This is a genomic window from Streptomyces tyrfis, from assembly GCF_037034285.1.
Lineage (GTDB): Bacteria > Actinomycetota > Actinomycetes > Streptomycetales > Streptomycetaceae > Streptomyces.
Genome location: NZ_JBAGJZ010000015.1, coordinates 24,420 through 49,860 on the forward strand (window position 1 = coordinate 24,420; position 25,441 = coordinate 49,860).

Consider the following 25,441-nt stretch of genomic DNA (forward strand, 5'->3'; position numbering starts at 1 on the left):
CCCCCCGGGGGCGCCCGGCCCCGGTCGGCGGGCAGGCCCGTAGGGGACCGCCCGCCACCGGGCCCGTCCCCGCCGGCCGGGCACGCCACGCCCCCGGCCGTGCGGCCCGGGCGACGGGGACCCGGCCGGAGAGAGGCCGCGCTGTCACTGCCCGCAAGTAGGGTGGGACACATGGCAGACCCCTCCAGCTACCGACCCAAGCCGGGACAGATCCCCGACTCCCCGGGGGTCTACAGATTCCGCGACGAACACCGCCGGGTGATCTACGTCGGCAAGGCGAAGAACCTGCGCCAGCGCCTGGCCAACTACTTCCAGGACCTGGCCGCCCTCCACCCGCGCACGCGCACGATGGTCACCACGGCCGCGTCGGTGGAGTGGACGGTCGTCTCCACGGAGGTCGAGGCGCTCCAGCTGGAGTACTCCTGGATCAAGGAGTTCGACCCCCGGTTCAATGTCAAGTACCGCGACGACAAGAGCTACCCCTACCTCGCGGTCACGCTGAACGAGGAGTTCCCGCGCGTCCAGGTCATGCGCGGGGCCAAGAAGAAGGGCGTGCGCTACTTCGGCCCCTACGGGCACGCCTGGGCGATCCGCGAGACGGTCGACCTGATGCTCCGGGTCTTCCCGGTCCGCACCTGCTCCGCCGGGGTGTTCAGGAACGCGGCCAGGACCGGCCGCCCCTGCCTCCTCGGCTACATCGGCAAGTGCTCGGCCCCCTGCGTCGGCCGGGTCACCCCCGAGGAGCACCGCGAACTGGCGGATGGCTTCTGCGACTTCATGGCCGGCCGCACCGGCGCGTACATCCGCCGCCTGGAGAAGGACATGATGGCGGCGGCCGAGGAGATGGAGTACGAGCGGGCGGCCCGGCTCCGCGACGACGTGGAGGCCCTCAAGCGGGCCATGGAGAAGAGCGCCGTCGTCCTCGCCGACGCCACCGACGCCGACCTGATCGCCGTCGCCGAGGACGAGCTCGAAGCCGCCGTCCAGATCTTCCATGTGCGCGGCGGCCGGGTGCGCGGACAGCGCGGCTGGGTCACCGACAAGGTTGAGAACGTCGACACCCCGGGCCTGGTCGAGCACGCCCTGCAGCAGCTGTACGGCGAGGAGACGGGCGACGCCGTCCCCAAGGAGGTCCTCGTCCCGGCCCTGCCCGAGGACCCGGACGCGGTCTCCCAGTGGCTCGCCGGCCGCCGGGGCTCCCAGGTCAGCCTGCGCATCCCGCAGCGCGGCGACAAGAAGGACCTGATGGCGACGGTCCAGCGGAACGCCCAGCAGGCCCTGGCGCTGCACAAGACCAAGCGCGCCTCCGACCTCACGACCCGCTCCCGCGCCCTGGAGGAGATCGCCGAGGCGCTCGGCCTCGACACGGCCCCGCTCCGTATCGAGTGCTACGACATCTCGCACCTCCAGGGCGACGACGTGGTCGCCTCCATGGTCGTCTTCGAGGACGGACTGGCCCGCAAGAGCGAGTACCGCCGCTTCCAGATCAAGGGCTTCGAGGGCCAGGACGACGTCCGGTCGATGCACGAGGTGATCGGCCGCCGCTTCCGCCGCTACCTCCAGGAGAAGGAACGCACGGGGGAGTGGGAGGAGGCCCCCGCCGCCGCGGGCCCCGCCCCGTCCGCCGACGCCGCCCCCGTGCCCCTCGGCCCGGCCTCCGTGCCCGCCGCCGGGCCGCTCGACCCGCCCCTCGCGCCGGCCCCCGCCGGGCCCCTCCCGGCCGGCGCGGCGGCGGCGGACCCGGTTGCCGACGCCGTGCCCGGGCCGGGGAGCGAGCCCCGGGAGGACGACGGCAGGCCCAGGCGGTTCGCCTATCCGCCCCAGCTCGTCGTGGTCGACGGCGGACAGCCCCAGGTCGCGGCGGCCCGACGGGCCCTCGACGAGCTGGGCATCGACGACATCGCGGTCTGCGGCCTCGCCAAGCGGCTCGAGGAGGTCTGGCTGCCGGACGAGGACGACCCCGTCGTCCTGCCCCGGTCGAGCGAGGGCCTCTACCTCCTCCAGCGGGTGCGCGACGAGGCCCACCGGTTCGCGATCACGTACCAGCGCGCCAAGCGGGCCAAGCGCATGCGCTCCGGCCCCCTGGACGCCGTCGCCGGCCTCGGCGAGACCAGGAAGCAGGCGCTGATCAAGCACTTCGGCTCGGTGAAGAAGCTGAGGCGCGCGACCATCGAAGAGATCTGCGAGGTCCCGGGGATAGGCCGCCGGACGGCGGAGTCGGTGGCCGTCGCCCTCGCCTCGGCGGCCCCGGCCACGCCCGCCGTGAACACGGCGACAGGAGAGATCATGGAAGAGGACGACGGGGGCACCACATGACTGAGCACGAGCACAGGACACAGCACGAGCGCGAAGCCGGCCACCGGCGGGGGACCGGTCACGAGCACACGGCCGGCCGCGACACCACCGACCGAACAGACGGAGCAGGACACGTGAGTACGGGCACCACGACCGACCTCGGCGACGGGAACGCGGCCATTCCCGAGCTGGTGATCATCTCCGGGATGTCGGGCGCGGGCCGCAGCACCGCGGCCAAGTGTCTGGAGGACCTCGGCTGGTTCGTCGTCGACAACCTGCCGCCGGCCCTCATCCCCACCATGGTCGAGCTCGGCGCCCGCTCCCAGGGCAACGTGGCCCGCATCGCCGTCGTCGTCGACGTGCGGGGCCGCCGCTTCTTCGACAACCTCCGCGAGTCCCTCGCCGACCTGGAGGCCAGGCACGTCACCCGGCGGATCGTCTTCCTGGAGTCCTCCGACGACGCCCTGGTCCGCCGCTTCGAATCGGTCCGCAGGCCGCACCCCCTCCAGGGCGACGGCCGGATCGTCGACGGCATCGCCGCCGAACGCGACCTGCTGCGCGAACTGCGCGGCGACGCCGACCTGGTGATCGACACCTCCAGCCTCAACGTGCACGAGCTGCGCGCCAAGATGGACGCCCAGTTCGCCGGCGAGGAGGAGCCGGAGCTGCGCGCCACGGTGATGTCGTTCGGCTTCAAGTACGGCCTGCCGGTCGACGCCGACCTGGTGGTCGACTGCCGCTTCCTGCCCAACCCGCACTGGGTCCCCGAGCTGCGCCCGTTCACCGGGCTCAACGAGGAGGTCTCCGCGTACGTCTTCGACCAGCCCGGCGCCAAGGAGTTCCTCAACCAGTACACGGAGCTGCTCCAGCTCGTCGCCGCGGGCTACCGCCGCGAGGGCAAGCGCTATGTGACCATCGCGGTCGGCTGCACCGGCGGCAAGCACCGCTCGGTCGCCATGTCCGAGAAGCTCGCGGCCAGACTCGCGGCCGAGGGGATCGAGACCGTCCTCGTGCACCGGGACATGGGGCGCGAGTGACCAGCCGCAACCAGCGCCTGCGCCGACTGCGCAGGGCCGCCTCGGCGCTGTCCGGCCGCAGTCGCGGCACCCAGCCCAAGGTCGTCGCCCTGGGCGGCGGCCATGGGCTGTCCGCCTCGCTGGCGGCGCTCCGCCGTATCACCGGCGACCTCACCGCCGTCGTCACCGTCGCCGACGACGGCGGCTCCAGCGGCCGGCTCCGCGAGGAACTCGGCGTGCTGCCCCCCGGCGACCTGCGCAAGGCGCTCGCCGCCCTGTGCGGCGACGACGACTGGGGCCAGACCTGGGCCCAGGTCATCCAGCACCGCTTCCAGTCCAAGGGCGACCTGCACGAGCACGCGGTCGGCAACCTGCTGATCGTGGCCCTGTGGGAGCAGCTCGGCGACCACGTCCAGGCCCTGGACCTGGTCGGCAAGCTCCTCGGGGCGCACGGCCGGGTGCTGCCCATGTCCGCCGTGCCCCTGGAGCTCCAGGCGCTCGTACGCGGACACGACCCGGCCCGCCCGGACGACGTGGACACGGTGCGCGGCCAGGCGACGGTGGCGCTCACCCCGGGCGAGGTGCAGTCCGTGCACGTCGTCCCGCACGACCCGCCGGCCGTCCCGGAGGCGGTCGCCGCCGTCCTGGACGCCGACTGGGTGGTGCTGGGCCCGGGCTCCTGGTTCTCCTCCGTGATCCCGCACCTGCTCGTACCGGAACTGCTCGAAGCGCTGGTCGAGACCAAGGCCCGCAAGGTCCTCTCGCTCAATCTCGCGCCGCAGCCCGGTGAAACTGATGGCTTCTCCCCGCAGCGTCATTTGGAGGTTTTGGGACGACACGCCCCTAAACTCGCCATGGACGTGGTGCTGGCCGACGAAGCCGCCGTGCCCGATCGTGGGTCCCTCGCCGACGCCGCCAAGCGGCTCGGCGCCGCGGTGGAGCTGGCGCCGGTGGCCTCACCCGACGGCGTTCCGATCCATGATCCGGAGCTGTTGGCCGCCGCGTACGACCGTATTTTTCGGATGCATGGAAGGATCGGCCCATGGCGATGACGCCGGCGGTGAAGGACGAAGTCTCCCGGCTTCCCGTGACCCGGACCTGCTGCAGGAAGGCGGAGGTCTCGGCGATTCTTCGGTTCGCGGGCGGGCTGCACCTGGTGAGCGGCCGGATTGTGATCGAGGCGGAGCTGGACACCGCGATGGCGGCGCGCCGCCTGAAGCGGGACATCCTGGAGATCTTCGGCCACGGCTCCGAGCTGATCGTGATGGCCCCGGGCGGGCTGCGGCGCGGCTCCCGCTATGTCGTGCGGGTCGTGGCGGGCGGCGACCAGCTGGCCCGGCAGACCGGACTGGTGGACGGCCGCGGCCGCCCCATCCGGGGTCTGCCCCCGCAGGTCGTCTCGGGGGCCACCTGCGACGCCGAGGCCGCCTGGCGCGGGGCCTTCCTGGCGCACGGCTCGCTCACCGAGCCCGGCCGCTCCTCCTCGCTGGAGGTGACCTGCCCGGGACCGGAGGCGGCCCTCGCCCTGGTCGGCGCGGCCCGCAGGCTGTCCATCGCGGCGAAGGCCCGCGAGGTCCGGGGAGTGGACCGGGTCGTCGTCCGCGACGGCGACGCGATCGGCGCCCTGCTCACCCGGCTCGGCGCCCATGAGTCGGTGCTGGCCTGGGAGGAGCGGCGGATGCGCCGCGAGGTCCGCGCCACCGCCAACCGGCTCGCCAACTTCGACGACGCCAACCTGCGCCGTTCCGCCCGGGCGGCGGTCGCCGCGGGCGCCCGGGTGGGGCGCGCGCTGGAGATCCTGGGCGAGGACGTGCCCGAGCACCTCGCCGCCGCCGGCCGGCTGCGCATGGAGCACAAGCAGGCGTCCCTGGAGGAGCTGGGCGCGCTCGCCGACCCGCCGCTGACCAAGGACGCCGTCGCGGGCCGGATCCGCCGGCTGCTGGCGATGGCCGACAAGCGGGCCCAGGACCTGGGGATTCCCGGCACCGAGTCAACTCTCAGTGACGAGTTGGCCGACGGTCTCGTCGGATGACCTGACCACCGTTTCGTCCGGTCGGACGAAAGGCGGGAAATCGGCCGAACGCGGAACGCGCGGCACTCTTCCGAGTGTTGACGTTCCGTAGTCGTCGCCGGATGGAGGGCCGTCACCTCGGAGGTCCGTACTCCTACCGAGGAGTACGGACCTCCACCGTTTCGTCAGGACCCGTTCGATGTCACCACCCGCCCCTCGGAGAGGTAGGGTCGGAGGCGGTCGGGGACATCCGTATACAACTCGCCGGTTCCTAGGAATCGGCGTACCTGACGAGGAGATCGGTTTCGTGACGATCCGCGTAGGCATCAACGGCTTTGGCCGCATCGGTCGTAACTACTTCCGCGCGCTGCTGGAGCAGGGTGCGGACATCGAGATCGTGGCTGTCAACGACCTGGGTGACACCGCGACCACGGCCCACCTGCTGAAGTACGACACCATCCTGGGACGTCTGGACGCCGAGGTCAGCCACACCGCCGACAGCATCACCGTCGGCGGTCACACCATCAAGGTCCTCTCCGAGCGCAACCCGGCCGACATCCCGTGGGGCGAGCTGGGCGTCGACATCGTCGTCGAATCGACCGGCATCTTCACCAAGAAGGCGGACGCCGAGAAGCACATCGCCGCCGGCGCCAAGAAGGTCCTCATCTCGGCTCCGGCCAAGGGCGAGGACATCACCATCGTGATGGGCGTCAACGAAGACGACTACGACGCGGCCAACCACCACGTCATCTCCAACGCCTCCTGCACCACCAACTGCGTGGCGCCGATGGCGAAGGTCCTGGACGAGAACTTCGGCATCGTCAAGGGCCTGATGACGACGGTCCACGCGTACACGAACGACCAGCGCATCCTGGACTTCCCGCACTCCGACCTGCGCCGCGCCCGCGCCGCCGCGCAGAACATCATCCCGACGACGACCGGCGCCGCCAAGGCGACCGCCCTGGTGCTCCCTCAGCTCAAGGGCAAGCTCGACGGCCTCGCGATGCGAGTCCCCGTCCCGGACGGCTCGGTCACCGACCTCGTGGTCACGCTGGAGCGCGAGGTCACCCGCGACGAGGTCAACGCCGCCTTCCAGAAGGCGTCCGAGGAGGGCTCGCTCAAGGGCAAGCTGTTCTACACCGAGGACCCGATCGTGTCCTCGGACATCGTCTCGACGCCGGCGTCCTGCACCTTCGACTCCCTGCTGACCATGGCGGAGGGCACGCAGGTCAAGGTCATCGGCTGGTACGACAACGAGTGGGGCTACTCCAACCGCCTCGTCGACCTGACCGTCTTCGTCGGCGGCCGGCTCTGACCGTCGAACCGGCAGGCGGCACTCCGATGTGAGCACGGGGCTCGAACAGCGCGACGACGCGCCGTTCGGGCCCCGTGGCATGCTCTCTCGCCCTCCCAAGGAGACCAGCAACATGAAGACGATCGACGAACTCCTCGCCGAAGGGGTCGCCGGCCGGCGCGTGTTCGTGCGCGCCGATCTCAACGTGCCGCTGAGCGGCACCACCATTACCGACGACGGCCGCATCCGCGCCGTCAGGCCGACCGTCGAGAAGCTCGTCGCGGCGGGTGCGCGGGTCGTCGTCGCCTCGCACCTGGGCCGGCCCAAGGGCGCCCCGGACCCCGCGTTCTCCCTGGCGCCGGCCGCCGCCCGGCTCGGTGAGCTCATCGGCGCCGAGGTGGCCTTCGCGACCGACACGGTCGGCGAGTCCGCGCACGCCACGGTCGACGCGCTCGCCGACGGGCAGGTCGCCGTCCTGGAGAACCTCCGCTTCAACCCCGGCGAGACCTCGAAGGACGACGCCGAGCGCGGCGCGTTCGCGGACCGGCTGGCCGAGCTCGCGGACCTGTACGTGGGCGACGGCTTCGGCGCCGTGCACCGCAAGCACGCCTCGGTCTTCGACCTCCCGGCCAGGCTGCCGCACGCCGCCGGCGACCTGATCGCCACCGAGGTCGGCGTCCTGAAGAAGCTCACCGAGGACGTCCGTCGCCCGTACGCCGTCGTGCTCGGCGGCTCCAAGGTCTCCGACAAGCTCGGCGTCATCGACCACCTGCTGGAGCGCGCCGACCGCATCCTCATCGGCGGCGGCATGGCGTACACCTTCCTCAAGGCCAAGGGGCACGAGGTCGGCGGCTCCCTCCTCCAGGAGGAGCAGATCCCGGCGGTGCTGGAGTACCTGAAGCGCGCGGAGGAGCGGGGCGTGGAGTTCGTGCTCCCCGTCGACGTCGTCGTCTCCGAGCGGTTCCCGGACCTCGCGACGAAGGCCCCGACCGAGCACCGCACCGTGGCCGCGGACGCGATCCCGGCCGGGTTCATGGGCCTGGACAACGGTCCGGAGACCAACGCGCTGTACGCGGCGAAGCTCGCCGACGCGGCCACCGTCTTCTGGAACGGTCCCATGGGTGTCTTCGAGCACCCCGACTACGCCGAGGGCACCCGGGCCGTGGCCCAGGCCCTCGTCGACTCCCCGGGCTTCAGCGTGGTGGGCGGCGGCGACTCCGCCGCGGCCGTCCGCACCCTGGGCTTCGACGAAAACGCATTCGGACACATCTCGACCGGTGGCGGCGCCAGCCTCGAATACCTCGAGGGCAAGACGCTTCCCGGCCTCGCCGCACTGGAGGACTGAGCTCTCATGACCGCACCCGCTTCCCCCGGCCGCACCCCGCTGATGGCGGGCAACTGGAAGATGAACCTCAACCACCTGGAGGCCATCGCCCACGTCCAGAAGCTCGCCTTCGCGCTGGCCGACAAGGACTACGACGCCGTCGAGGTCGCCGTGCTGGCGCCCTTCACCGACCTGCGCTCCGTGCAGACCCTGGTCGACGGCGACAAGCTGCGGATCAAGTACGGCGCCCAGGACATCTCGGCGCACGACTCCGGCGCGTACACCGGGGAGATCTCCGGCCCGATGCTCGCCAAGCTGAAGTGCACCTATGTCGCCGTCGGGCACAGCGAGCGCCGCCAGTACCACGGCGAGACCGACGAGCTCTGCAACAGCAAGGTGAAGGCCGCCTACAAGCACGGCCTGACCCCGATCCTCTGCGTCGGCGAGGAGCTGGAGGTCCGCGAGGCGGGCAACCACGTCGCGCACACCCTCGCCCAGGTCGACGGCGGTCTCAAGGACCTGCCCGCCGAGCAGGCCGAGTCGGTCGTGATCGCCTACGAGCCGGTCTGGGCGATCGGCACCGGCAAGGTCTGCGGCGCCGACGACGCCCAGGAGGTGTGCGCGGCGATCCGCGGACGCCTCGCCGAGCTCTACTCCCGGGAGCTGGCCGACAAGGTCCGCATCCAGTACGGCGGCTCCGTGAAGTCCGGGAACGTCGCGGAGATCATGTCGAAGCCCGACGTGGACGGGGCACTGGTCGGCGGCGCCTCGCTCGACGCCGACGAGTTCGTCAAGATCGTCCGCTTCCGCGACCAGTGAGTATGCGGTAGCACGGATCCGTCGTACCCTTGCGGGGGCCGGGAGGGCGCAGCCTTCCGGCCCCCGTTCCTCGCAATACAGTCCAGAGAATTCCGGAAAGTAGGGACCAGCCGTGATTTTGGGGTTCGAGATCGCCCTGATCGTCTTCAGCCTGCTGCTGATGCTGCTGGTGCTGATGCACAAGGGAAAGGGCGGCGGCCTCTCCGACATGTTCGGCGGCGGCATGCAGTCGTCCGTGGGCGGGTCCTCGGTCGCCGAGCGCAACCTCGACCGCATCACGGTGGTCGTGGGGCTGCTCTGGTTCGCGTGCATCGTCGTGCTCGGTCTGCTGATCAAGCTGGACTGACGCGTCGTGAGCGAATCCCGGTGAGGGTGTAACTCCTTTCACTGGACGCGCGTTGGGCCTTACGTAGACTGGGGCATCTTCGAGCACCATCACGCAGGGGAGTTACGACCGTGGCAAGTGGCAACGCGATCCGGGGGAGCCGGGTCGGGGCGGGGCCGATGGGCGAGGCCGAGCGGGGCGAGTCCGCACCGCGTCTCCGCATCTCCTTCTGGTGCTCGAACGGGCACGAGACGCGGCCGAGCTTCGCCAGTGACGCACAGGTACCGGAGACGTGGGACTGCCCCCGCTGCGGTTTCCCGGCCGGCCAGGACCGGGACTGCCCGCCCGACCCGCCGCGCACCGAGCCGTACAAGACGCACCTGGCATACGTCCGCGAACGGCGCAGCGACGCGGACGGCGAGGCCATCCTCGCCGAGGCCCTGGCGAAGCTCCGGGGCGAGATCTAGCCGTTTTCCCCACCCGGCCGAGCGCCGTGGACCGGCCGGGCACCCAGACGGGCCCGGCCGGAGTGCATTCACCGGTGCCGCACCTCTTCGCAGCCTCGCCGTCCCCTCCGATCAATTAGGTTGGAGAGCCGGCGGGGCATCTGCAAGCACGAGAAGAAGTGGGCTGATATCCGGGATGAACACACCACACCGAACCAGGCTCGACCAGACCCCCGAGTGGTCGGCTCTGGGCCGGCACCGCGAGCAGCTCGGGGCGACGCATCTGCGGCAGCTCTTCGCGGACGACCCGCGGCGCGGTACCGGGTACACGCTCCGGGTCGGTGATCTGTACATCGACTACTCCAAGCACCTGGTCACCGACGAGACGCTGCGGCTGCTGCGCGGCCTCGCGGACGCCACCGGGGTGGCGGAGCTGCGGGACGCGATGTTCCGCGGCGAGAAGATCAACACCACCGAGGACCGCGCCGTGCTGCACACGGCCCTGCGCGCCCCGCGCGACGCGGTGATCGAGGTCGACGGCGAGAACGTGGTGCCGGGCGTGCACGCCGTGCTCGACAAGATGGCGGCGTTCTCCGAACGCGTCAGGTCGGGGGAGTGGACCGGCCACACCGGCAGGCGCATCAGGAACGTGGTCAACGTCGGCATCGGCGGCTCCGACCTCGGCCCCGCCATGGCCTACGAGGTGCTGCGCTCCTTCACCGACCGCTCGCTCACCGTCCGCTTCGTGTCCAACGTCGACGGCTCCGACCTCCACGAGGCGGTGCGCGATCTCGACCCCGCCGAGACGCTCTTCGTCATCGCGTCGAAGACCTTCACCACGATCGAGACCGTCACCAACGCCACCTCCGCCCGCGACTGGCTGCTGACGGGCCTGGACGCCGGTCAGGAGGCGGTCGCCAAGCACTTCGTGGCGCTGTCGACCAACGCCGGGAAGGTCGCGGAGTTCGGCATCGACACCGCCAACATGTTCGAGTTCTGGGACTGGGTCGGCGGCCGCTACTCGTACGACTCCGCCATCGGGCTCTCCCTGATGATCGCGATCGGCCCGGACCGGTTCCGCGAGATGCTCGACGGCTTCCACCTCGTCGACGAGCACTTCCGCACCGCCCCCGCCGAGGCCAACGCCCCGCTGCTGCTGGGCCTGCTGGGCGTCTGGTACGGCGCGTTCTTCGACGCACAGTCCCACGCGGTGCTGCCGTACAGCCACTATCTGTCCAAGTTCACCGCGTATCTCCAGCAGCTGGACATGGAGTCCAACGGCAAGTCCGTCGACCGGGACGGCCGCCCCGTCGACTGGCAGACCGGACCGGTCGTCTGGGGCACCCCGGGCACCAACGGGCAGCACGCCTACTACCAGCTGATCCACCAGGGCACCAAGATCATCCCGGCGGACTTCATCGGCTTCGCCGAGCCGGTCGCCGAACTCCCGCCCCGCCTGGCCGCCCAGCACGACCTGCTGATGGCCAACTTCTTCGCCCAGACCCAGGCCCTGGCCTTCGGCAGGACGCCGGACGAGGTCCGCGCCGAGGGCGTCGCGGAGGAGCTGGTGCCGCACAAGACCTTCCGGGGCAACCACCCGACGACGACGATCCTCGCCGACCGGCTGACCCCGTCCGTCCTGGGCCAGCTCATCGCGCTGTACGAGCACAAGGTCTTCGTCCAGGGGGCCGTCTGGAACATCGACTCCTTCGACCAGTGGGGCGTCGAGCTCGGCAAGGTCCTCGCCAGGAGGATCGAGCCGGTGCTCACCGGCGGCGAGGGCGGCGAGCGGCTGGACGGCTCCACCGCGGCGCTCGTCGAGGCGTACCGCGCCCGCAGGGGGCGTTGAGCCGGATGGACAGGGGGGAACGGACGGTGCGGCTGAGACCGCCGAACAACACTCTGGACCCGCGGGCGGTCGGCTGGTGGCGGGCCCAATGGCTGCTGCTGACCGGGGCGCCGGTGGTGGTCCTGGCCGTGCTGGGGGCGCTCATCGAGCCGGCCAGATTCTGGCTGCTGCTGCCCGCGGCGGTCCTCGCGGTCCTCGGCGCAGGCTGCGCCGTCCTCGTCCCCCTCTGGTGGTACCGCACCCACCGCTGGGAGGTCACCGACGAGGCGGTGTACGTCAGGACCGGCCTGCTGCGGCAGGAGTGGCGGATCGCCCCGATGTCCCGCATCCAGACCGTGGACACGGTGCGCGGGCCGCTGGAGCAGCTCTACCGGCTCGCGACCGTCACGGTGACCACCGCCTCGTCCCGGGGCGCGGTACGGATCAGCGGCCTGGGCCACGAGCTCGCGGCCGAGCTGGCGGAACGGCTCACCCGGATCACCCAGGACACCCCCGGGGACGCCACATGACCTCGGAGGCGGGCGTTCCGCCGGTCGCGGCGGGTCACGCGGACGGCCCGGCCGCGGTCGACGGAGCGGTCACGGCGGCCACCGGATGGCGACGGCTCGACCGGCGCACGGTCCTGGTCAGCGCGCTGCTCACGGCCGGTGTGGCGGCCGGCGCGGCCGTGCCCGCCGGGCTCGGCCTGGCCGGGCGGATCGGTCTCCCGGCCGCCGCGGTCTGCGTGCTGGCCGGTGCGCTCGTGCTGATCGGCTGCGCCGCGGCCGGCGACTACGTGCGGTGGCGCCGCACCCGCTACCGGATCGGCGCCGAGCGGGTCGAACTCCACTCGGGGCTGCTCCTGCTCAAGCGGCGCTCGCTGCCCCTGGAGCGGGTCCGCAGCGTCGACCTCACCGCCCATCTGCTGCAACGCGTCCTCGGCCTGGTCACCGTCCGCATCGGCACCGGCGAGCACTCCGGCGAGTCCACCCTGGAGCTGGACCCGGTCTCCAGACAGGAGGGCGAACGGCTCCGCCGCGAGCTGCTGGAACGCGGCGTCGCCGCGGTCCCCGGCCCGCACCGCGAGGGCGAGCTCGCCGTGCTCGACCCGCGCTGGATCCGCTACGCGCCGGTGTCGTTCGTCGCCCCGGCGCTCGGCGGCGCGGCGGGCGGTGCGGTGATGCAGGTCAGCGACTGGTTCGGGGCGCAGGGAAAGGTCATCGACTGGGTCGGCGACCGGTTCCGGGACACCGCGCTGCCCGCCGTGATCGGGATCCTCGCGCTGGCGGTGCTGGCCGCCGGTGTCGTCGGCGCGCTCGGTCTGTGGGTCGAGATGTGGTGGAACTACCGGCTGGAGCGCGAGCCGGGCGGCACCCTGCGGGTCCGGCGCGGCCTGCTGACCTCCCGCTCCGTCTCCATCGAGGAGCGCCGGCTGCGCGGCGTCGACCTCGTCGAGCCCCTCGGCGTGCGGCTGTTCGGCGCCGCCCGGGTCGACGCGATCACCACCGGGCTCGCCAAGGGCGACGACGAGCAGCACGGCGACCACAACACTCTGCTGCCCGTCGCGCCCCGGCCGGTGGCCGACGCGGTGGCCGCCGGCGTCCTGCGCGAGGCCGTCTCCCCGACCGGCGCGCCGTTGACCGGGCATCCCCCGGCGGCCCGGGGACGGCGGCTGCGCCGGGCGCTGTGGGCGGTCGCCGTCCCGGTGCTCGTCCTGGTCGTCCTGGGCGTCCTCCTGACGCCCGTGCTGCTGTGGTGCGCGCTCGCCTGCGCGGTCGTGGGGCTGCCGGTCGGCCTGCTCCTCGCCCGGGGCTCCTACCGGGCCCTGGGGCACGCCCTCAGCGGCGACTACCTGGTGGTCCGCTCCGGCCCGGTCAGACGCTCCACGGCGGCGCTGGAGCGGGCCGGCGTCATCGGCTGGACGGTTCGGCAGACGTACTTCCAGCGGCGGTCCGGGGTGCTCAGCGTCACCGCGACGACGGCCGCCGGGGCGGGCGCGTACACGGCGCACGACACGGACGCGAGCGAGGGCCTCGACTTCGCCGCCCGGGCCGTCCCCGGCCTGCTGGAGCCCTTCCTGGAGCGCACCGGTCAGACCGACTGAGGCGCGGGGAAGCCTCGCGGGGACGCCCCGCGGCGAGGGCCGTGACGGGGGCCCGTGAGGCGTGCGGCGCCGGGCGGAGAGCGACGCGGAGGACCGGACGGGAAACGGGCCGAGGCCCGTGCCCCGGGCGGCCCGTCGGCACGAGCCCGGGCCCGCCATGCCGCCGGCGCCGGCCCGTGACGGCTGCGGGCCCGGCCGCTCCGAGGAGCGAACCGGGCCCGCGGCCGTCGGACCGGCCCGCTCAGGACGAGGCGGGCGGATACAGGGCGCGCGGCAGCCGCGAGGCCGCCGCCGCGTCCAGCAGCCACAGCGTCCGGGCGCGGCCGTACGCGCCGGCCGCCGGGGCCTGGATCTCCCCGGCGCCCGAGAGCGCGATCTCCGCCGCCTCCGCCTTGTCCTCGCCCGCGGCGAGCAGCCACACCTCGCGCGCCGCCCGGATCGCGGGCAGGGTCAGCGAGATCCGGGTGGGCGGCGGCTTGGGCGCGCCGTGCACACCGACGACGGTGCGCTCGGTCTCCCGTACCGCGGGCAGCTCCGGGAAGAGCGACGCGACATGCGTGTCCGGGCCGACGCCCAGCATCAGCACGTCGAACACCGGCACCGGGCCGTGGTCCTCCGGACCGGCGGCCGCGGCCAGCTCGGCCGCGTAGGCGGCCGCCGCCGCGTCGGCGTCATGGCCCCACGGGCCGTCCGACGCGGGCATGGCGTGCACCCGCGCCGGGTCCAGCGGCACCGAGTCCAGCAGCGCCTCGCGGGCCTGCGTGACGTTGCGCTCCGGGTCGCCCTCCGGCAGGAACCGCTCGTCCCCCCACCACAGGTCGAGCCGCGACCAGTCGACCGCGTCCCGGGCGGGCGCCTCGGCGAGGGCGGCCAGCAGGCCGTTGCCGTTGCGCCCGCCGGTGAGCACCACCGAGGCATGACCCCGCGCGGACTGGGCGTCCACCACCTTGGTGATCAGCCGCGCCGCGGCCGCCCGTGCCATCAGCTCCTTGTCGCGGTGCACGACGAGTTGAGGGGCACTCACTTCGACGCCGCCTTCTTGGCCGGCGACTTGACCGCGGCCTTCTTCGCGGGGGCCGGGGCCTCCTGCTTCGGATCGTCCTGCTTCGGGGCCGCCTGCTCCGGGGCGTCCCGCTCGGGCGCCGGCCGCGAGCCGAGCTTCTCGACGCCGAACTTCACCGTCGCCTCGTAGGTGTTGTCCGGGTCCAGCCGCCGCAGCTCCTCGGCGAGCAGCTCGGCGGTGTCCCGGCGCTTGAGCGCCACCGCGCGGTCCGGCTGGCTCTGCATCGAGAGCGTGGCCAGCGAACCGTCCGGCCGGTCCAGGACGATGACGCCGCCCTTGGTCTCCATCCGCACGGCCGTCAGCCCCGGCCCGTCGGACAGGGTGCGCTCGACCGGGACCTTCAGCCGGTCCGCCAGCCACATGGCCAGCAGTTCGCAGCTCGGGTTCTCCGACTCGCCCTCGACCGTCGCCGAGACGACCTCGACGTGCTGCTGGTCGAGCGCGGCCGCCAGCATCGAACGCCAGGGCGTCACGCGGGTCCAGGACAGGTCGGTGTCGCCGGGGGCGTACGACCGGGCGCGCAGCGAGAGCTCGTCGCAGGGATGCTCGGCCGCGTAGGCGTCCGTGATCCGGCGCTGCGCCAGCGCGCCCAGCGGGTCCTTCGACGGCTCGGCGGGCGCGTCCTGCGGCCACCAGACCACGACCGGGGCGTCCGGCAGCAGCAGCGGCAGGACCACCGACTGGGCGTGGTTGGCCAGTTCGCCGTGGAGGCGCAGCACGACCGTCTCGCCGGTGCCCGCGTCGGAGCCGACCCGCACCTCGGCGTCGAGCCGGGCGTCCCGGCGGCTGCGCGGCGAACGGCTGAGCCGCTTGATCACCGCGATGATCCGCGAGGGGTGCTCGCGCGAGGCGTCCCCGGCCGACTTGAGGGCGTCGTACGCGTTCTCCTCGTCGGTGACGATGACCATGGTGAGCACCATGCCGATCGCCGGGGTGCCGATGGCGCGCCGCGCCGAGACCAGCGCCTGGTTGATCTGGCTGGAAGTGGTTTCGGTGAGGTCGATCTTCATGGCCGGCGCCAGCTCCGTCCGTCTCGTGCGAGCATCTCGTCCGCCTCGGCCGGGCCCCAGGTGCCCGCCTGGTACTGCGCGGGCCTGCCGTGCTCGTCCCAGTACCGCTCGATCGGGTCGAGGATGGTCCAGGAGAGTTCGACCTCCTGGTGCCGGGGGAAGAGGTTGGCGTCGCCCAGCAGCACATCGAGGATGAGCCGCTCGTACGCCTCCGGGCTGGACTCGGTGAAGGACTCGCCGTACGCGAAGTCCATCGTCACGTCCCGGACCTCCATCGAGGTGCCGGGCACCTTGGAGCCGAACCGGACCGTCACGCCCTCGTCCGGCTGGACCCGGATCACCAGGGCGTTGCCGCCCAGCTCCTCGGTCGCCCCGGACTCGAAGGGCAGATAGGGGGCGCGCTTGAAGACCACCGCGATCTCCGTGACCCGGCGGCCCAGCCGCTTCCCGGTGCGGAGGTAGAACGGCACGCCCGCCCAGCGGCGGTTGTTGATGGTCAGCTTGATCGCGGCGAAGGTGTCGGTCGTCGACCCGGGGTCGATGCCGTCCTCCTCCAGATAGCCGCGGACCTCCTCGCCGCCCTGCCAGGCGTGCGCGTACTGGCCGCGCACCGTGTGCTTGCCCAGGTCCTCCGGCAGCTCCACCGCCGCGAGCACCTTGAGCTTCTCGGCGACCAGGGCCTTCGGGTGGAAGGAGCCGGGCTCCTCCATCGCGGTCAGCGCCAGCAGCTGGAGCAGGTGGTTCTGGATGACGTCACGGGCGGCGCCGATGCCGTCGTAGTACCCGGCCCGGCCGCCGATGCCGATGTCCTCGGCCATCGTGATCTGGACGTGGTCGACGTACGACCTGTTCCAGACCGGCTCGAACATGGTGTTGGCGAACCGCAGCGCCAGGATGTTCTGGACCGTCTCCTTGCCCAGGTAGTGGTCGATCCGGAAGACCTCGTTGGGCGGGAAGACCTCGTGGACGATCCGGTTGAGCTCCTGGGCGCTCGTGAGGTCGTGTCCGAAGGGCTTCTCGATGACGGCGCGCCGCCAGGAGCCCTCCTTCTGGTCGGCCAGGCCGTGCTTCTTCAGCTGCTGCACGACCTTGGGGAAGAACCTCGGCGGCACGGACAGGTAGAAGGCGAAGTTGCCCCCCGTGCCCTGTGCCTTGTCGAGGTCCTGGATCGTGGCCTTCAGCGTCTCGAACGCCTCGTCGTCGTCGAAGTCGCCCGGGACGAAGCGCATGCCCTGGTTGAGCTGCTGCCAGACCTCTTCGCGGAACGGCGTGCGGGCATGCTGTTTGACGGCGTCGTGCACCTCCTGCGCGAAGTCCTCGTCCTGCCATTCGCGGCGGGCGAAACCGATGAGGGAGAAGCCCGGCGGCAGCAGGCCGCGATTGGCCAGGTCATAGACGGCGGGCATCAGCTTTTTACGGGACAAATCGCCCGTGACGCCGAAGATCACCAGGCCCGACGGCCCCGCGATGCGCGGGAGCCGGCGGTCCTGGGGGTCACGAAGCGGGTTGGCTCCGGGAACACCAGACAAGGTGGTCAGTCCTCCGAAGGGGCGAGGCGCTTGAGCTCCGCCTCGGTCGAGTTGAGCAGGTCGATCCAGGACGTCTCGAACTTCTCGACGCCCTCGTCCTCCAGCAGCTGGACGACGTCGTCGTAGGAGATCCCCAGCTTCGCCACGGCGTCGAGCTCGGCACGGGCCTGCTCGTAGGCGCCGGTGATGGTGTCGCCGGTGATCCGCCCGTGGTCGGCGGTGGCGTCCAGGGTGGCCTCGGGCATGGTGTTCACCGTGCCGGGGGCGACCAGGTCGTCGACGTACAGGGTGTCCTTGTACGCGGGGTTCTTGACGCCGGTCGACGCCCACAGCGGACGCTGCTTGTTGGCGTGCGCCTTGTCCAGCGCGGCCCAGCGCTCCGAGCCGAAGACCTCCTCGTACGCCTGGTAGGCGAGCCGGGCGTTGGCGAGCGCCGCCTTGCCCTTGAGGGCCTCGGCCTCGTCGGTGCCGATCTCGTCGAGGCGCCGGTCGATCTCGGTGTCCACCCGGGACACGAAGAACGAGGCCACCGAGTGGATCCTGGACAGGTCCAGGCCCGCGGCCTTCGCCTTCTCCAGCCCCGCCAGGTAGGCGTCCATGACCTCGCGGTAGCGCTCCAGCGAGAAGATCAGCGTGACGTTGACGCTGATGCCCTTCCCGATGACCTCGGTGATCGCCGGAAGACCGGCCCTGGTCGCAGGGATCTTGATGAGTGTGTTGGGCCGGTCCACCAGCCAGGCCAGCTGCTTGGCCTCGGCGACGGTGGCGGCGGTGCGGTGGGCCAGACGCGGGTCGACCTCGATGGAGACCCGGCCGTCCTGACCGTCCGTGGCGTCGAAGACCGGGCGCAGGATGTCCGCGGCGTCCCGCACGTCGGCCGTCGTGATCATCCGGATGGCCTCGTCGACGGTGACCTTGCGGGAGGCGAGGTCGGCCAGCTGCTGCTCGTAGCCGTCGCCCTGCGAGATCGCCTTCTGGAAGATCGACGGGTTGGTCGTGACGCCCACCACGTGCTGCTCGTCGATCAGCTCGGCCAGGTTGCCCGAGGTGATCCGCTTGCGTGAGAGGTCGTCGAGCCAGATCGCCACGCCCTCGTCGGAGAGGCGCTTGAGTGCGTCTGTCATGAGAATTGCATCTCCTACTTGTCGTATAACGGCGTCAGCGCGTGGCGGCGGCGAGAGATTCCCGCGCGGCGGCGGCGACGTGCCCGCCGGTGAAGCCGAACTCCCGGAAGAGGACCTTGGCGTCGGCCGAGGCCCCGAAGTGCTCCAGCGAGACGATCCGGCCGGCGTCCCCGACGTACCGGTGCCAGGTCAGGCCGATGCCGGCCTCGACCGCGACCCGGGCCTTCACGGACGGCGGCAGGACACTGTCCCGGTACGCCTGATCCTGCTCCTCGAACCACTCGACGGACGGCATCGACACCACCCGGGTGGGGACGCCGGCCGCCTGGAGCTCCTCGCGCGCCTCGACGGCGAGCTGCACCTCGGAGCCCGTGCCGATCAGCAGCACCTGGGGCGACGTGCTCCGCCCCTCGGGCCCTTCGGCGTCGAACAGCACGTAGCCGCCCCGGGCCGCGTCCTCGTTCGGCTCGTACGTCGGCACGCCCTGCCGGGTCAGCGCCAGGCCGTGCGGGGCCCCCTTGCCGAACTCCTTGGTGTGGCGGCGCAGGATCTCCCGCCAGGCGACGGCCGTCTCGTTGGCGTCGGCCGGGCGCACGACGTTCAGGCCCGGGATGGCGCGCAGCGAGGCCAGGTGCTCGACCGGCTGGTGGGTCGGGCCGTCCTCGCCCAGGCCGATCGAGTCGTGGGTCCACACGTACGTCACCGGCAGGTGCATCAGCGCGGACAGCCGCACGGCGTTGCGCATGTAGTCGGAGAAGACCAGGAACGTGCCGCCGTAGATCCGGGTGTTGCCGTGCAGCGCGATGCCGTTCATGGCCGCGGCCATGGCGTGCTCGCGGATGCCGAAGTGGATCGTGCGGCCGTACGGGTCGGCGCCGGGCAGCGGGTTGCCCGCCGGGAGGAACGACGAGGTCTTGTCGATCGTGGTGTTGTTCGAGCCCGCCAGGTCGGCGGAGCCGCCCCACAGCTCCGGGACGATCTCGCCCAGCGACTGGAGGACCTTGCCGGAGGCGGCGCGGGTGGCCACGCTCTTGCCCGGCTCGAAGACCGGGAGCCGGTCCTCCCAGCCCGCGGGCAGCTCGCCGGCGGAGATCCGGTCGAACTCGGCGGCGCGCTCCGGGTTGGCGGTGCGCCACGCGGCGAGCGACTTCTCCCACTCGGCCCGGGCCTCGCGGCCCCGGTCCAGCGCCTCGCGGGTGTGCGCGATGACCTCGTCGGAGACCTCGAAGGTCTTCTCCGGGTCGAAGCCGAGGACCTTCTTCGTGGCGGCGACCTCCTCCTCGCCCAGCGCCGAGCCGTGCGACGCCTCGGTGTTCTGGGCGTGCGGGGCGGGCCAGGCGATGATCGAGCGGGCGGCGATGAAGGACGGGCGCCCGGTCTCGGCCCTGGCGGCCTGGAGCGCCCGGTACAGGCCCGCCGGGTCCAGGTCGCCGTTGGGCAGCTGCTCGACGCGCTGCACATGCCAGCCGTACGCCTCGTACCGCTTGACGGTGTCCTCGGAGACCGCGGTCTCGGTGTCGCCCTCGATGGAGATGTGGTTGTCGTCCCACAGCACGACCAGGTTGCCGAGCTTCTGGTGCCCGGCCAGCGAGGACGCCTCGGCGGCGATGCCCTCCTGCAGGCAGCCGTCGCCCGCCACGACCCAGACCATGTGGTCGAACGGGGAGGCCCCGGGGGCCGCCTCCGGGTCGAACAGACCGCGCTCGTAGCGGGCGGCCATCGCCATGCCCACGGCGTTGGCGACGCCCTGGCCCAGCGGGCCGGTGGTCGTCTCCACGCCGGCGGTGTGGCCGTACTCCGGGTGGCCCGGGGTCCTGGAGCCCCAGGTGCGGAAGGACTTGAGGTCGTCGAGCTCCAGGCCGTAGCCGGCCAGGTAGAGCTGGATGTAGAGGGTCAGGCTGCTGTGGCCGGCCGAGAGCACGAACCGGTCGCGGCCGGTCCACTCCGGGTCGGCGGGGTCGTGCCGCATCACCTTCTGGAAGAGGGTGTACGCGGCGGGAGCCAGGCTCATCGCCGTGCCCGGGTGGCCGTTTCCGACCTTCTGCACGGCGTCGGCGGCGAGGACGCGGGCGGTGTCCACGGCCCGCTGGTCCACTTCGGTCCACTGGAGATCTGCGGTGGTCGGCTTGGTGCTCACCCTGAGTCAGGGCTCCTCTCCACTGTCGTAAACCGGTGACTGAGAGCGCACCGGGCGTTGTCGAGCCTACCCTTGCCGGAACGCGTGTTTTCCGCTGCTTTCCAGGGTGCGGGCGGTCCGTGGACTTCGCCTCCCGGATGAGCGCGGGGGCTCACTTCTGCGCTGCTCCGGTGAGCGCAGACCCGCGCTCACGTGCGCTCCGCCGAGCGGGATCCGGCACGTTCGCGCGGATGCCGGAGGGCGGTGTTCCGCGGGTGCGGCGCCGGGCCGGGCGAACGCCCCGGCCGACGTCGCCCGAGGACCCCCGGCGGGTGTGTCACCGGGCCCCGGGCGCCGCCGCGATGGTCGCGCTCCGTCACCGCGAAGGGCGCCGCCCGCCCTCTCGTGCCGCCGTCGCCGGCCGTGATTCGCCGCCGGGGCGTCACCTCAACACGAGCCCACCCCCGCGAAGGGCGGCCTGTGCCCAACGTCTACAGTGGTCTGGTTCGCGCAAGTCTTTACCGGGTTCTCACGCCGGGAGCTTGCTGGGATTTCTCTGTCAGGGGTGTGCGTGACGGCCGTCGAGTCCCGACCCGCAGGGGTCGCCTTGACTCCCAGCCCAGGGGGCCATCGCCCGTTCGGGGCCCGTGTCAAGGCATTCGTGGCGCTGACCAAGCCTCGGATCATCGAGCTGCTGCTGATCACCACCGTGCCGGTGATGTTCCTGGCGGCCCAGGGCGTACCCGATCTGTGGCTGGTGCTCACCACCACCATCGGCGGATACCTCTCCGCGGGCGGCGCCAACGCGCTGAACATGTACATCGACCGCGACATCGACGCCCTGATGGACCGTACGTCGCAGCGCCCGCTGGTCACCGGCATGGTGAGCCCGCGCGAGTGCCTGGCCTTCGGCTTCGCCCTCGCGATCGTCTCCACGGTCTGGTTCGGCCTGCTGGTCAACTGGCTGTCGGCGGCGCTGGCCCTGGGCGCGCTGCTGTTCTACGTCGTGGGCTACACGCTGATACTGAAGCGCCGCACCGCGCAGAACATCGTCTGGGGCGGCATCGCGGGCTGCATGCCGGTCCTCATCGGCTGGTCCTCGGTGACCAACTCCATGTCGTGGGCCGCCGTCATCCTCTTCGCGGTGATGTTCTTCTGGACCCCGCCGCACTACTGGCCGCTCTCGATGAAGGTCAAGGACGACTACGCCCGCGTCGGCGTCCCGATGCTGCCGGTCGTCGCCTCGAACCGGGTGGTGGCCCGCCAGATCGTCGTCTACAGCTGGGTGATGGTGGTCGTTTCGCTGCTGCTGACCCCGCTCGGCTACACCGGCTGGTTCTACACCGCGGTGGCGCTGCTGACCGGCGGCTTCTGGCTCTGGGAGGCGCACGCGCTGCTCAACCGGGCCAAGGCCGGGGTGACCGGCGCGAAGCTCAAGGAGATGCGGCTGTTCCACTGGTCGATCACCTACGTCTCGCTGCTCTTCGTCGCCGTCGCGGTGGACCCCTTCGTGAGGTAGTCCGGGACGATCCGGCCCGCCGACGGGCGGGGTGCGTGGCCCAGGCCACGTGCCCCGCCCGTCGCGCGTGGGACTACCCGTCGGTAGCATCCTGACCATGGCAGAGACGGCTGAGACCCAGGTGGAGAGCGGCAAGCGGGCGGCCCGCGCGGAGCGCACGGCGGCGAGGCTCGCCAAGCAGATCGGCGCCTTCTCCAAGGCGCACGGCGGCGCGGAGGGACAGGTCGCCCACCTCGGGCAGATGGGCGCCCGGATCGTCCTGGTGGGCGAGGACGGCCGCTGGGGCGACCTGGTCGCCCCCTCGTACGCGGTCGCCGAGAGCGCCGTCCGGAAGGCGGGCATCACCCTGCACGAGTCCTTCGACGGCGACCTCGCGGCGAAGGTCCGCACCGGGCCGTACGAGTGGACGCGGATGGCCGGCATCCAGGTCGGCGGCCCGTCCGGCCGGGCCTGAGCGGACGGCCGCGGCCGCTTCCGGCCGCCGATACGCCAGTGCCGGACGATCCTCCACAGGACCGTCCGGCACCGGCGTTCTCGATGCGCGCGAGGCCCCGCACGGGCCTCTTCCGGGCCACCCGGTCTTCCGGGCCTTCCGGCCTCCGGCTCAGCCGGCGGCGGCCGGCTCCGGCCGCCCGGCGGCGGGGCGGGGCGCCGCGGGCGCGTCCGCCGGGCGCTCGCGCAGCGACAGCAGCACCCGCACCACCGCGATCCACACCAGGCACGAGCCGAACATGTGCAGGCCGACCAGGATCTCCGGGGTGTCCGTGAAGTACTGGACGTAACCGATCACGCCCTGCGCCAGCAGCACCAGGAAGAGGTCGCGGGCCCGCCGCCGCGGGCCGGCCGGCGCGTCCACCGCCTTCAGCGCGAACCAGAGGGCGACGGTCAGGGCCACCACCACCCAGGCCAGGTCGGCGTGGAGCTGCGTGATCATCTTCCAGTCGATCGGGATGCGGTGCACGTCGCTGGAGTCGCCCGCGTGCCGCCCGGCGCCCGTGACGACCGTGCCGACCGCGATCAGCAGCCCGGCCGCCGCCGTGAGCAGCCAGGTCAGCTGGGACACCGCCCTGCCCACCAGCGGCCGGGGCTCCCCGTCGCCCTCGCCGACCCGCTGCCAGGTCAGCATCGCGACCGTGAGCAGTGCCGTGGAGAGCAGGAAGTGGGCCGCGACCGTGTACGGGTTGAGGCCGACCAGCACCACGATGCCGCCCAGCACCGCGTTGCCCATGACCACCCAGAACTGGGCCCAGCCGAGCCGGGTGAGGCTGCGCCGCCAGGGCTTCGCGGAGCGCGCCGCGATGATCGCCCAGCCGACGGCCGCGCACAGGACGTAGGTCAGCATCCGGTTGCCGAACTCGACGACGCCGTGGAAGCCCATCTCGCTCGTGGCGGTGAGGCTGTCCTCGGTGCACTTGGGCCAGGTCGGGCAGCCGAGGCCGGAGCCGGTCAGCCGGACCGCGCCACCGGTCACGACGATGACCACGGACATGATGACGGCCGACAGGGCGGCACGGCGCACCGTGCGCTCCGTCGGCGTCCACCGGTCGGCGATGTAGAGGAGCGGGTTCCGCGCGGCTTGAGCGACTTCGGCTCGGGTCAGCTTGGGCACGCGCACCATCGTAGGCGGCGGCTTGTGCAAGCTTTCACGAGGGGGACGAGTAGGGCGGAACGGTGACCGGACGGCGCCGGGAGGTCACCTCGGGCACCCGCTCCGGCCGCGCTCCGGGGCACGCGGCAGCCGGCGCCCGGCTCCGCTCCCGGCGGCCGTCCCGGCTCGCTCCCGGCCCCCGGGCCGGCTCACTCCCAGCGGAAGAACCTCGCCGCCGCGCCGAGCCCGAGCACCGCCCACACCGCCAGCACGCCGAGGTCGCCCCAGGGCATCGAGGCGCCGTGCTGGAGGACCTCGCGCAGCCCGTCGGACAGGGCCGCGATCGGCAGCAGCCCCAGCGCCGACTGCACCGCGTCCGGGAACTTCTCCAGCGGCACGATCACCCCGCCGCCGACCAGCAGCAGCAGGAAGACCAGGTTGGCCGCGGCCAGCGTGGCCTCCGCCTTCAGCGTCCCCGCCATCAGCAGCCCCAGCCCGGAGAACGCGGCGGTGCCGAGCACCAGCAGCAGCGCCACGGAGAGCGGACCGCCGTGCGGCGACCAGCCCAGGGCGAACGCGATCGCCGTCAGGAGCACCACCTGGAGCACCTCGGTGACCAGCACCGAGAGGGTCTTGGCGGTCATCAGCGCCCAGCGGGGCAGCGGGGAGGCGCCGAGCCGCTTGAGCACCCCGTAACGCCGCTCGAAACCGGTGGCGATGGCCTGGCCGGTGAAGGCCGTGGACATCACGGCGAGCGCCAGGACGCCGGGCGCCAGGAAGTCCACGGACCTGCCCGCGCCGGTGTCCACCACGTCGACCGCGCTGAACAGCACCAGCAGCAGCGCCGGGATGATCACGGTCAGCAGCAGCTGCTCGCCGTTGCGCAGCAGCATCCGCGTCTCCAGCGCGGTCTGCGCGGCGATCATGCGGAGGAGCGGGGCGGCACCCGGCCGCGGGGCGTACGTACCGGCGCTCATGCGCGCAGCTCCTTGCCGGTCAGTTCCAGGAAGACGTCCTCCAGGGTGTGCCGCCGCACGGAGATGCCGTCCGGCATCACCCCGTGCCGCGCGCACCAGGAGGTGACGGCGGCCAGCAGCTGCGGGTCGACGTCGGCGGTGATGCGGTACGTGCCGGGGGAGGGCTCGGCCGCCTCCGCGCCGTCGGGCAGCTCCTTCAGCAGCGAGTCCAGATCGAGTCCGGGGCGGCCGGTGAACCGCAGGGTGTTCTCGGCGCCGCCGCGGCAGAGCGTCTCGGGGCTGCCCTGGGCGATGACCTTCCCGGCGTCGATGACGGCGACGTCGTCGGCGAGCTCCTCCGCCTCGTCCATGAAGTGCGTGGTGAGGACCACCGACACCCCGTCGGCGCGCAGCTCGCGCACCAGCTCCCAGGTCGCGCGGCGGGCCTGCGGGTCCAGCCCGGCGGTCGGCTCGTCCAGGAAGACCAGCTCGGGGCGGCCCACGACGGCCATCGCCAGAGAGAGGCGCTGTTGCTGGCCGCCGGAGAGCCGGCGGTAGGCGGTGCGGCCGCAGCCGCCGAGCCCCAGCCGTTCGATCAGGGCGTCGACGTCCAGCGGTTCCGCGTGGAGCTTCGCCATGTGGCGGAGCATCTCCTCGGCGCGCGCCCCGGAGTAGACGCCGCCGGACTGGAGCATCACGCCGATCCGGGGGCGCAGCCGCGCCGCGTCCGCCACCGGGTCCAGGCCGAGGACCCGCACCGTCCCCTCGTCCGGGCGGCGGTATCCCTCGCAGGTCTCCACGGTGGTGGTCTTGCCGGCGCCGTTGGGGCCGAGGACGGCGGTGACCGTGCCGGCGCGGACGCTCAGGTCGAGACCGTCCACCGCGGTCCTGCGGCCGTACCGCTTCACCAGCCCTTGGATCCGGACGACCGGCTCGCTCTTCATGGCCGGTAAGTCTACGGCCCGCCCCGCCGCCGCCCGCCGGTGCGGGGGCCCTGGCCGGGGGCCCGGCCGGGCGGGCGCGGAGAGCCGGATCCGGGCGGTTCCGAAAGGGCCGGACCGCTCGAATTTAGGT

At 72.3% G+C, this 25,441-nt stretch carries 22 protein-coding genes; 14 read left to right on the plus strand and 8 right to left on the minus strand.

Annotation, left to right across the window (positions count from 1 at the left end):
- Positions 1 to 171 precede the first annotated feature (171 nt).
- From uvrC to WA762_RS14015, 12 genes are all read left to right on the plus strand, one after another.
- Entirely contained in the window at positions 172 to 2,316 is a 2,145-nt protein-coding gene (uvrC, locus tag WA762_RS13960) for an excinuclease ABC subunit UvrC (protein WP_335935952.1), read from the plus strand.
- The gene (gene rapZ / locus WA762_RS13965) at positions 2,313 to 3,332 is read left to right on the plus strand and encodes an RNase adapter RapZ (protein WP_335935953.1); all 1,020 of its coding nucleotides are present in this window, start codon (positions 2,313 to 2,315) and stop codon (positions 3,330 to 3,332) included. Before uvrC ends, rapZ begins: the two co-directional genes overlap by 4 nt.
- A complete protein-coding gene (locus WA762_RS13970; protein WP_335935954.1) occupies positions 3,329 to 4,363 on the plus strand; it encodes a gluconeogenesis factor YvcK family protein in 1,035 nt (344 codons plus the stop codon). The genes rapZ and WA762_RS13970 overlap by 4 nt, the downstream gene beginning before the upstream one ends.
- Positions 4,354 to 5,343 (plus strand): DNA-binding protein WhiA, encoded by a 990-nt coding sequence (whiA, locus tag WA762_RS13975; protein WP_335935956.1) that lies wholly within the window; start codon positions 4,354 to 4,356, stop codon positions 5,341 to 5,343. Before WA762_RS13970 ends, whiA begins: the two co-directional genes overlap by 10 nt.
- A gap of 286 nt (positions 5,344 to 5,629) precedes the next feature.
- Positions 5,630 to 6,637 (plus strand): type I glyceraldehyde-3-phosphate dehydrogenase, encoded by a 1,008-nt coding sequence (gap, locus tag WA762_RS13980; protein ID WP_335935957.1) that lies wholly within the window; start codon positions 5,630 to 5,632, stop codon positions 6,635 to 6,637.
- 112 nt (positions 6,638 to 6,749) lie between these two features.
- The gene (locus WA762_RS13985) at positions 6,750 to 7,961 is read left to right on the plus strand and encodes a phosphoglycerate kinase (protein ID WP_335935958.1); all 1,212 of its coding nucleotides are present in this window, start codon (positions 6,750 to 6,752) and stop codon (positions 7,959 to 7,961) included.
- Between the two features lie 42 nt (positions 7,962 to 8,003).
- Positions 8,004 to 8,759 (plus strand): triose-phosphate isomerase, encoded by a 756-nt coding sequence (gene tpiA / locus WA762_RS13990; protein ID WP_335936076.1) that lies wholly within the window; start codon positions 8,004 to 8,006, stop codon positions 8,757 to 8,759.
- A gap of 112 nt (positions 8,760 to 8,871) precedes the next feature.
- A complete protein-coding gene (secG, locus tag WA762_RS13995) occupies positions 8,872 to 9,105 on the plus strand; it encodes a preprotein translocase subunit SecG (protein WP_335935959.1) in 234 nt (77 codons plus the stop codon).
- A 110-nt stretch (positions 9,106 to 9,215) separates the two neighbouring features.
- Positions 9,216 to 9,551 (plus strand): RNA polymerase-binding protein RbpA, encoded by a 336-nt coding sequence (locus tag WA762_RS14000; RefSeq protein ID WP_443080585.1) that lies wholly within the window; start codon positions 9,216 to 9,218, stop codon positions 9,549 to 9,551.
- A 175-nt stretch (positions 9,552 to 9,726) separates the two neighbouring features.
- Positions 9,727 to 11,379 carry a glucose-6-phosphate isomerase gene (gene pgi, locus WA762_RS14005; protein ID WP_335935960.1) on the plus strand — a complete coding sequence of 551 codons (1,653 nt, stop codon included), beginning with the start codon at positions 9,727 to 9,729 and terminating at the stop codon, positions 11,377 to 11,379.
- Between the two features lie 5 nt (positions 11,380 to 11,384).
- Entirely contained in the window at positions 11,385 to 11,888 is a 504-nt protein-coding gene (locus WA762_RS14010; RefSeq protein ID WP_335935961.1) for a PH domain-containing protein, read from the plus strand.
- Positions 11,885 to 13,462 (plus strand): PH domain-containing protein, encoded by a 1,578-nt coding sequence (locus WA762_RS14015; RefSeq protein WP_335935962.1) that lies wholly within the window; start codon positions 11,885 to 11,887, stop codon positions 13,460 to 13,462. Before WA762_RS14010 ends, WA762_RS14015 begins: the two co-directional genes overlap by 4 nt.
- 241 nt (positions 13,463 to 13,703) lie before the next feature.
- Here WA762_RS14015 and pgl read toward each other — a convergent pair whose 3' ends face one another.
- Genes pgl through tkt form a run of 5 tightly spaced genes read right to left on the minus strand, consistent with a single transcriptional unit; the run spans position 13,704 to position 20,325 of the window.
- Entirely contained in the window at positions 13,704 to 14,486 is a 783-nt protein-coding gene (pgl, locus tag WA762_RS14020) for a 6-phosphogluconolactonase (RefSeq protein ID WP_335935963.1), read from the minus strand.
- Positions 14,483 to 15,535, minus strand: coding sequence for a glucose-6-phosphate dehydrogenase assembly protein OpcA (gene opcA, locus WA762_RS14025; protein WP_335935964.1), 1,053 nt, complete (start codon positions 15,533 to 15,535; stop codon positions 14,483 to 14,485). Before opcA ends, pgl begins: the two co-directional genes overlap by 4 nt.
- Positions 15,532 to 17,064 (minus strand): glucose-6-phosphate dehydrogenase, encoded by a 1,533-nt coding sequence (zwf, locus tag WA762_RS14030; RefSeq protein WP_335935965.1) that lies wholly within the window; start codon positions 17,062 to 17,064, stop codon positions 15,532 to 15,534. The genes opcA and zwf overlap by 4 nt, the downstream gene beginning before the upstream one ends.
- Before the next feature lie 5 nt (positions 17,065 to 17,069).
- Positions 17,070 to 18,188 carry a transaldolase gene (gene tal, locus WA762_RS14035; protein WP_335935966.1) on the minus strand — a complete coding sequence of 373 codons (1,119 nt, stop codon included), beginning with the start codon at positions 18,186 to 18,188 and terminating at the stop codon, positions 17,070 to 17,072.
- Between the two features lie 34 nt (positions 18,189 to 18,222).
- On the minus strand, positions 18,223 to 20,325 hold the full coding sequence (gene tkt / locus WA762_RS14040) for a transketolase (RefSeq protein ID WP_335935967.1): 2,103 nt from the start codon (positions 20,323 to 20,325) through the stop codon (positions 18,223 to 18,225).
- A 544-nt stretch (positions 20,326 to 20,869) separates the two neighbouring features.
- On the opposite strand from tkt, the gene WA762_RS14045 reads away from it, so the two are divergent.
- On the plus strand, positions 20,870 to 21,823 hold the full coding sequence (locus WA762_RS14045) for a heme o synthase (RefSeq protein WP_335935968.1): 954 nt from the start codon (positions 20,870 to 20,872) through the stop codon (positions 21,821 to 21,823).
- A 97-nt stretch (positions 21,824 to 21,920) separates the two neighbouring features.
- Positions 21,921 to 22,277, plus strand: coding sequence for a hypothetical protein (locus WA762_RS14050; protein WP_335935969.1), 357 nt, complete (start codon positions 21,921 to 21,923; stop codon positions 22,275 to 22,277).
- A 150-nt stretch (positions 22,278 to 22,427) separates the two neighbouring features.
- Here the strand turns inward: WA762_RS14050 and WA762_RS14055 are convergent, their stop codons facing one another.
- The 3 genes from WA762_RS14055 to WA762_RS14065 all read right to left on the minus strand — a co-directional run bounded on the left by WA762_RS14055 (position 22,428) and on the right by WA762_RS14065 (position 25,311).
- Complete coding sequence (locus tag WA762_RS14055) at positions 22,428 to 23,441, minus strand: COX15/CtaA family protein (RefSeq protein ID WP_335935970.1); 1,014 nt, start codon at positions 23,439 to 23,441, stop codon at positions 22,428 to 22,430.
- Between the two features lie 179 nt (positions 23,442 to 23,620).
- Positions 23,621 to 24,388: an ABC transporter permease gene (locus tag WA762_RS14060; RefSeq protein ID WP_335935971.1), complete on the minus strand. Its 768-nt coding sequence runs from the start codon at positions 24,386 to 24,388 to the stop codon at positions 23,621 to 23,623.
- A complete protein-coding gene (locus WA762_RS14065) occupies positions 24,385 to 25,311 on the minus strand; it encodes an ABC transporter ATP-binding protein (RefSeq protein ID WP_335935972.1) in 927 nt (308 codons plus the stop codon). Before WA762_RS14065 ends, WA762_RS14060 begins: the two co-directional genes overlap by 4 nt.
- Between the last annotated feature and the right edge of the window lie 130 nt (positions 25,312 to 25,441).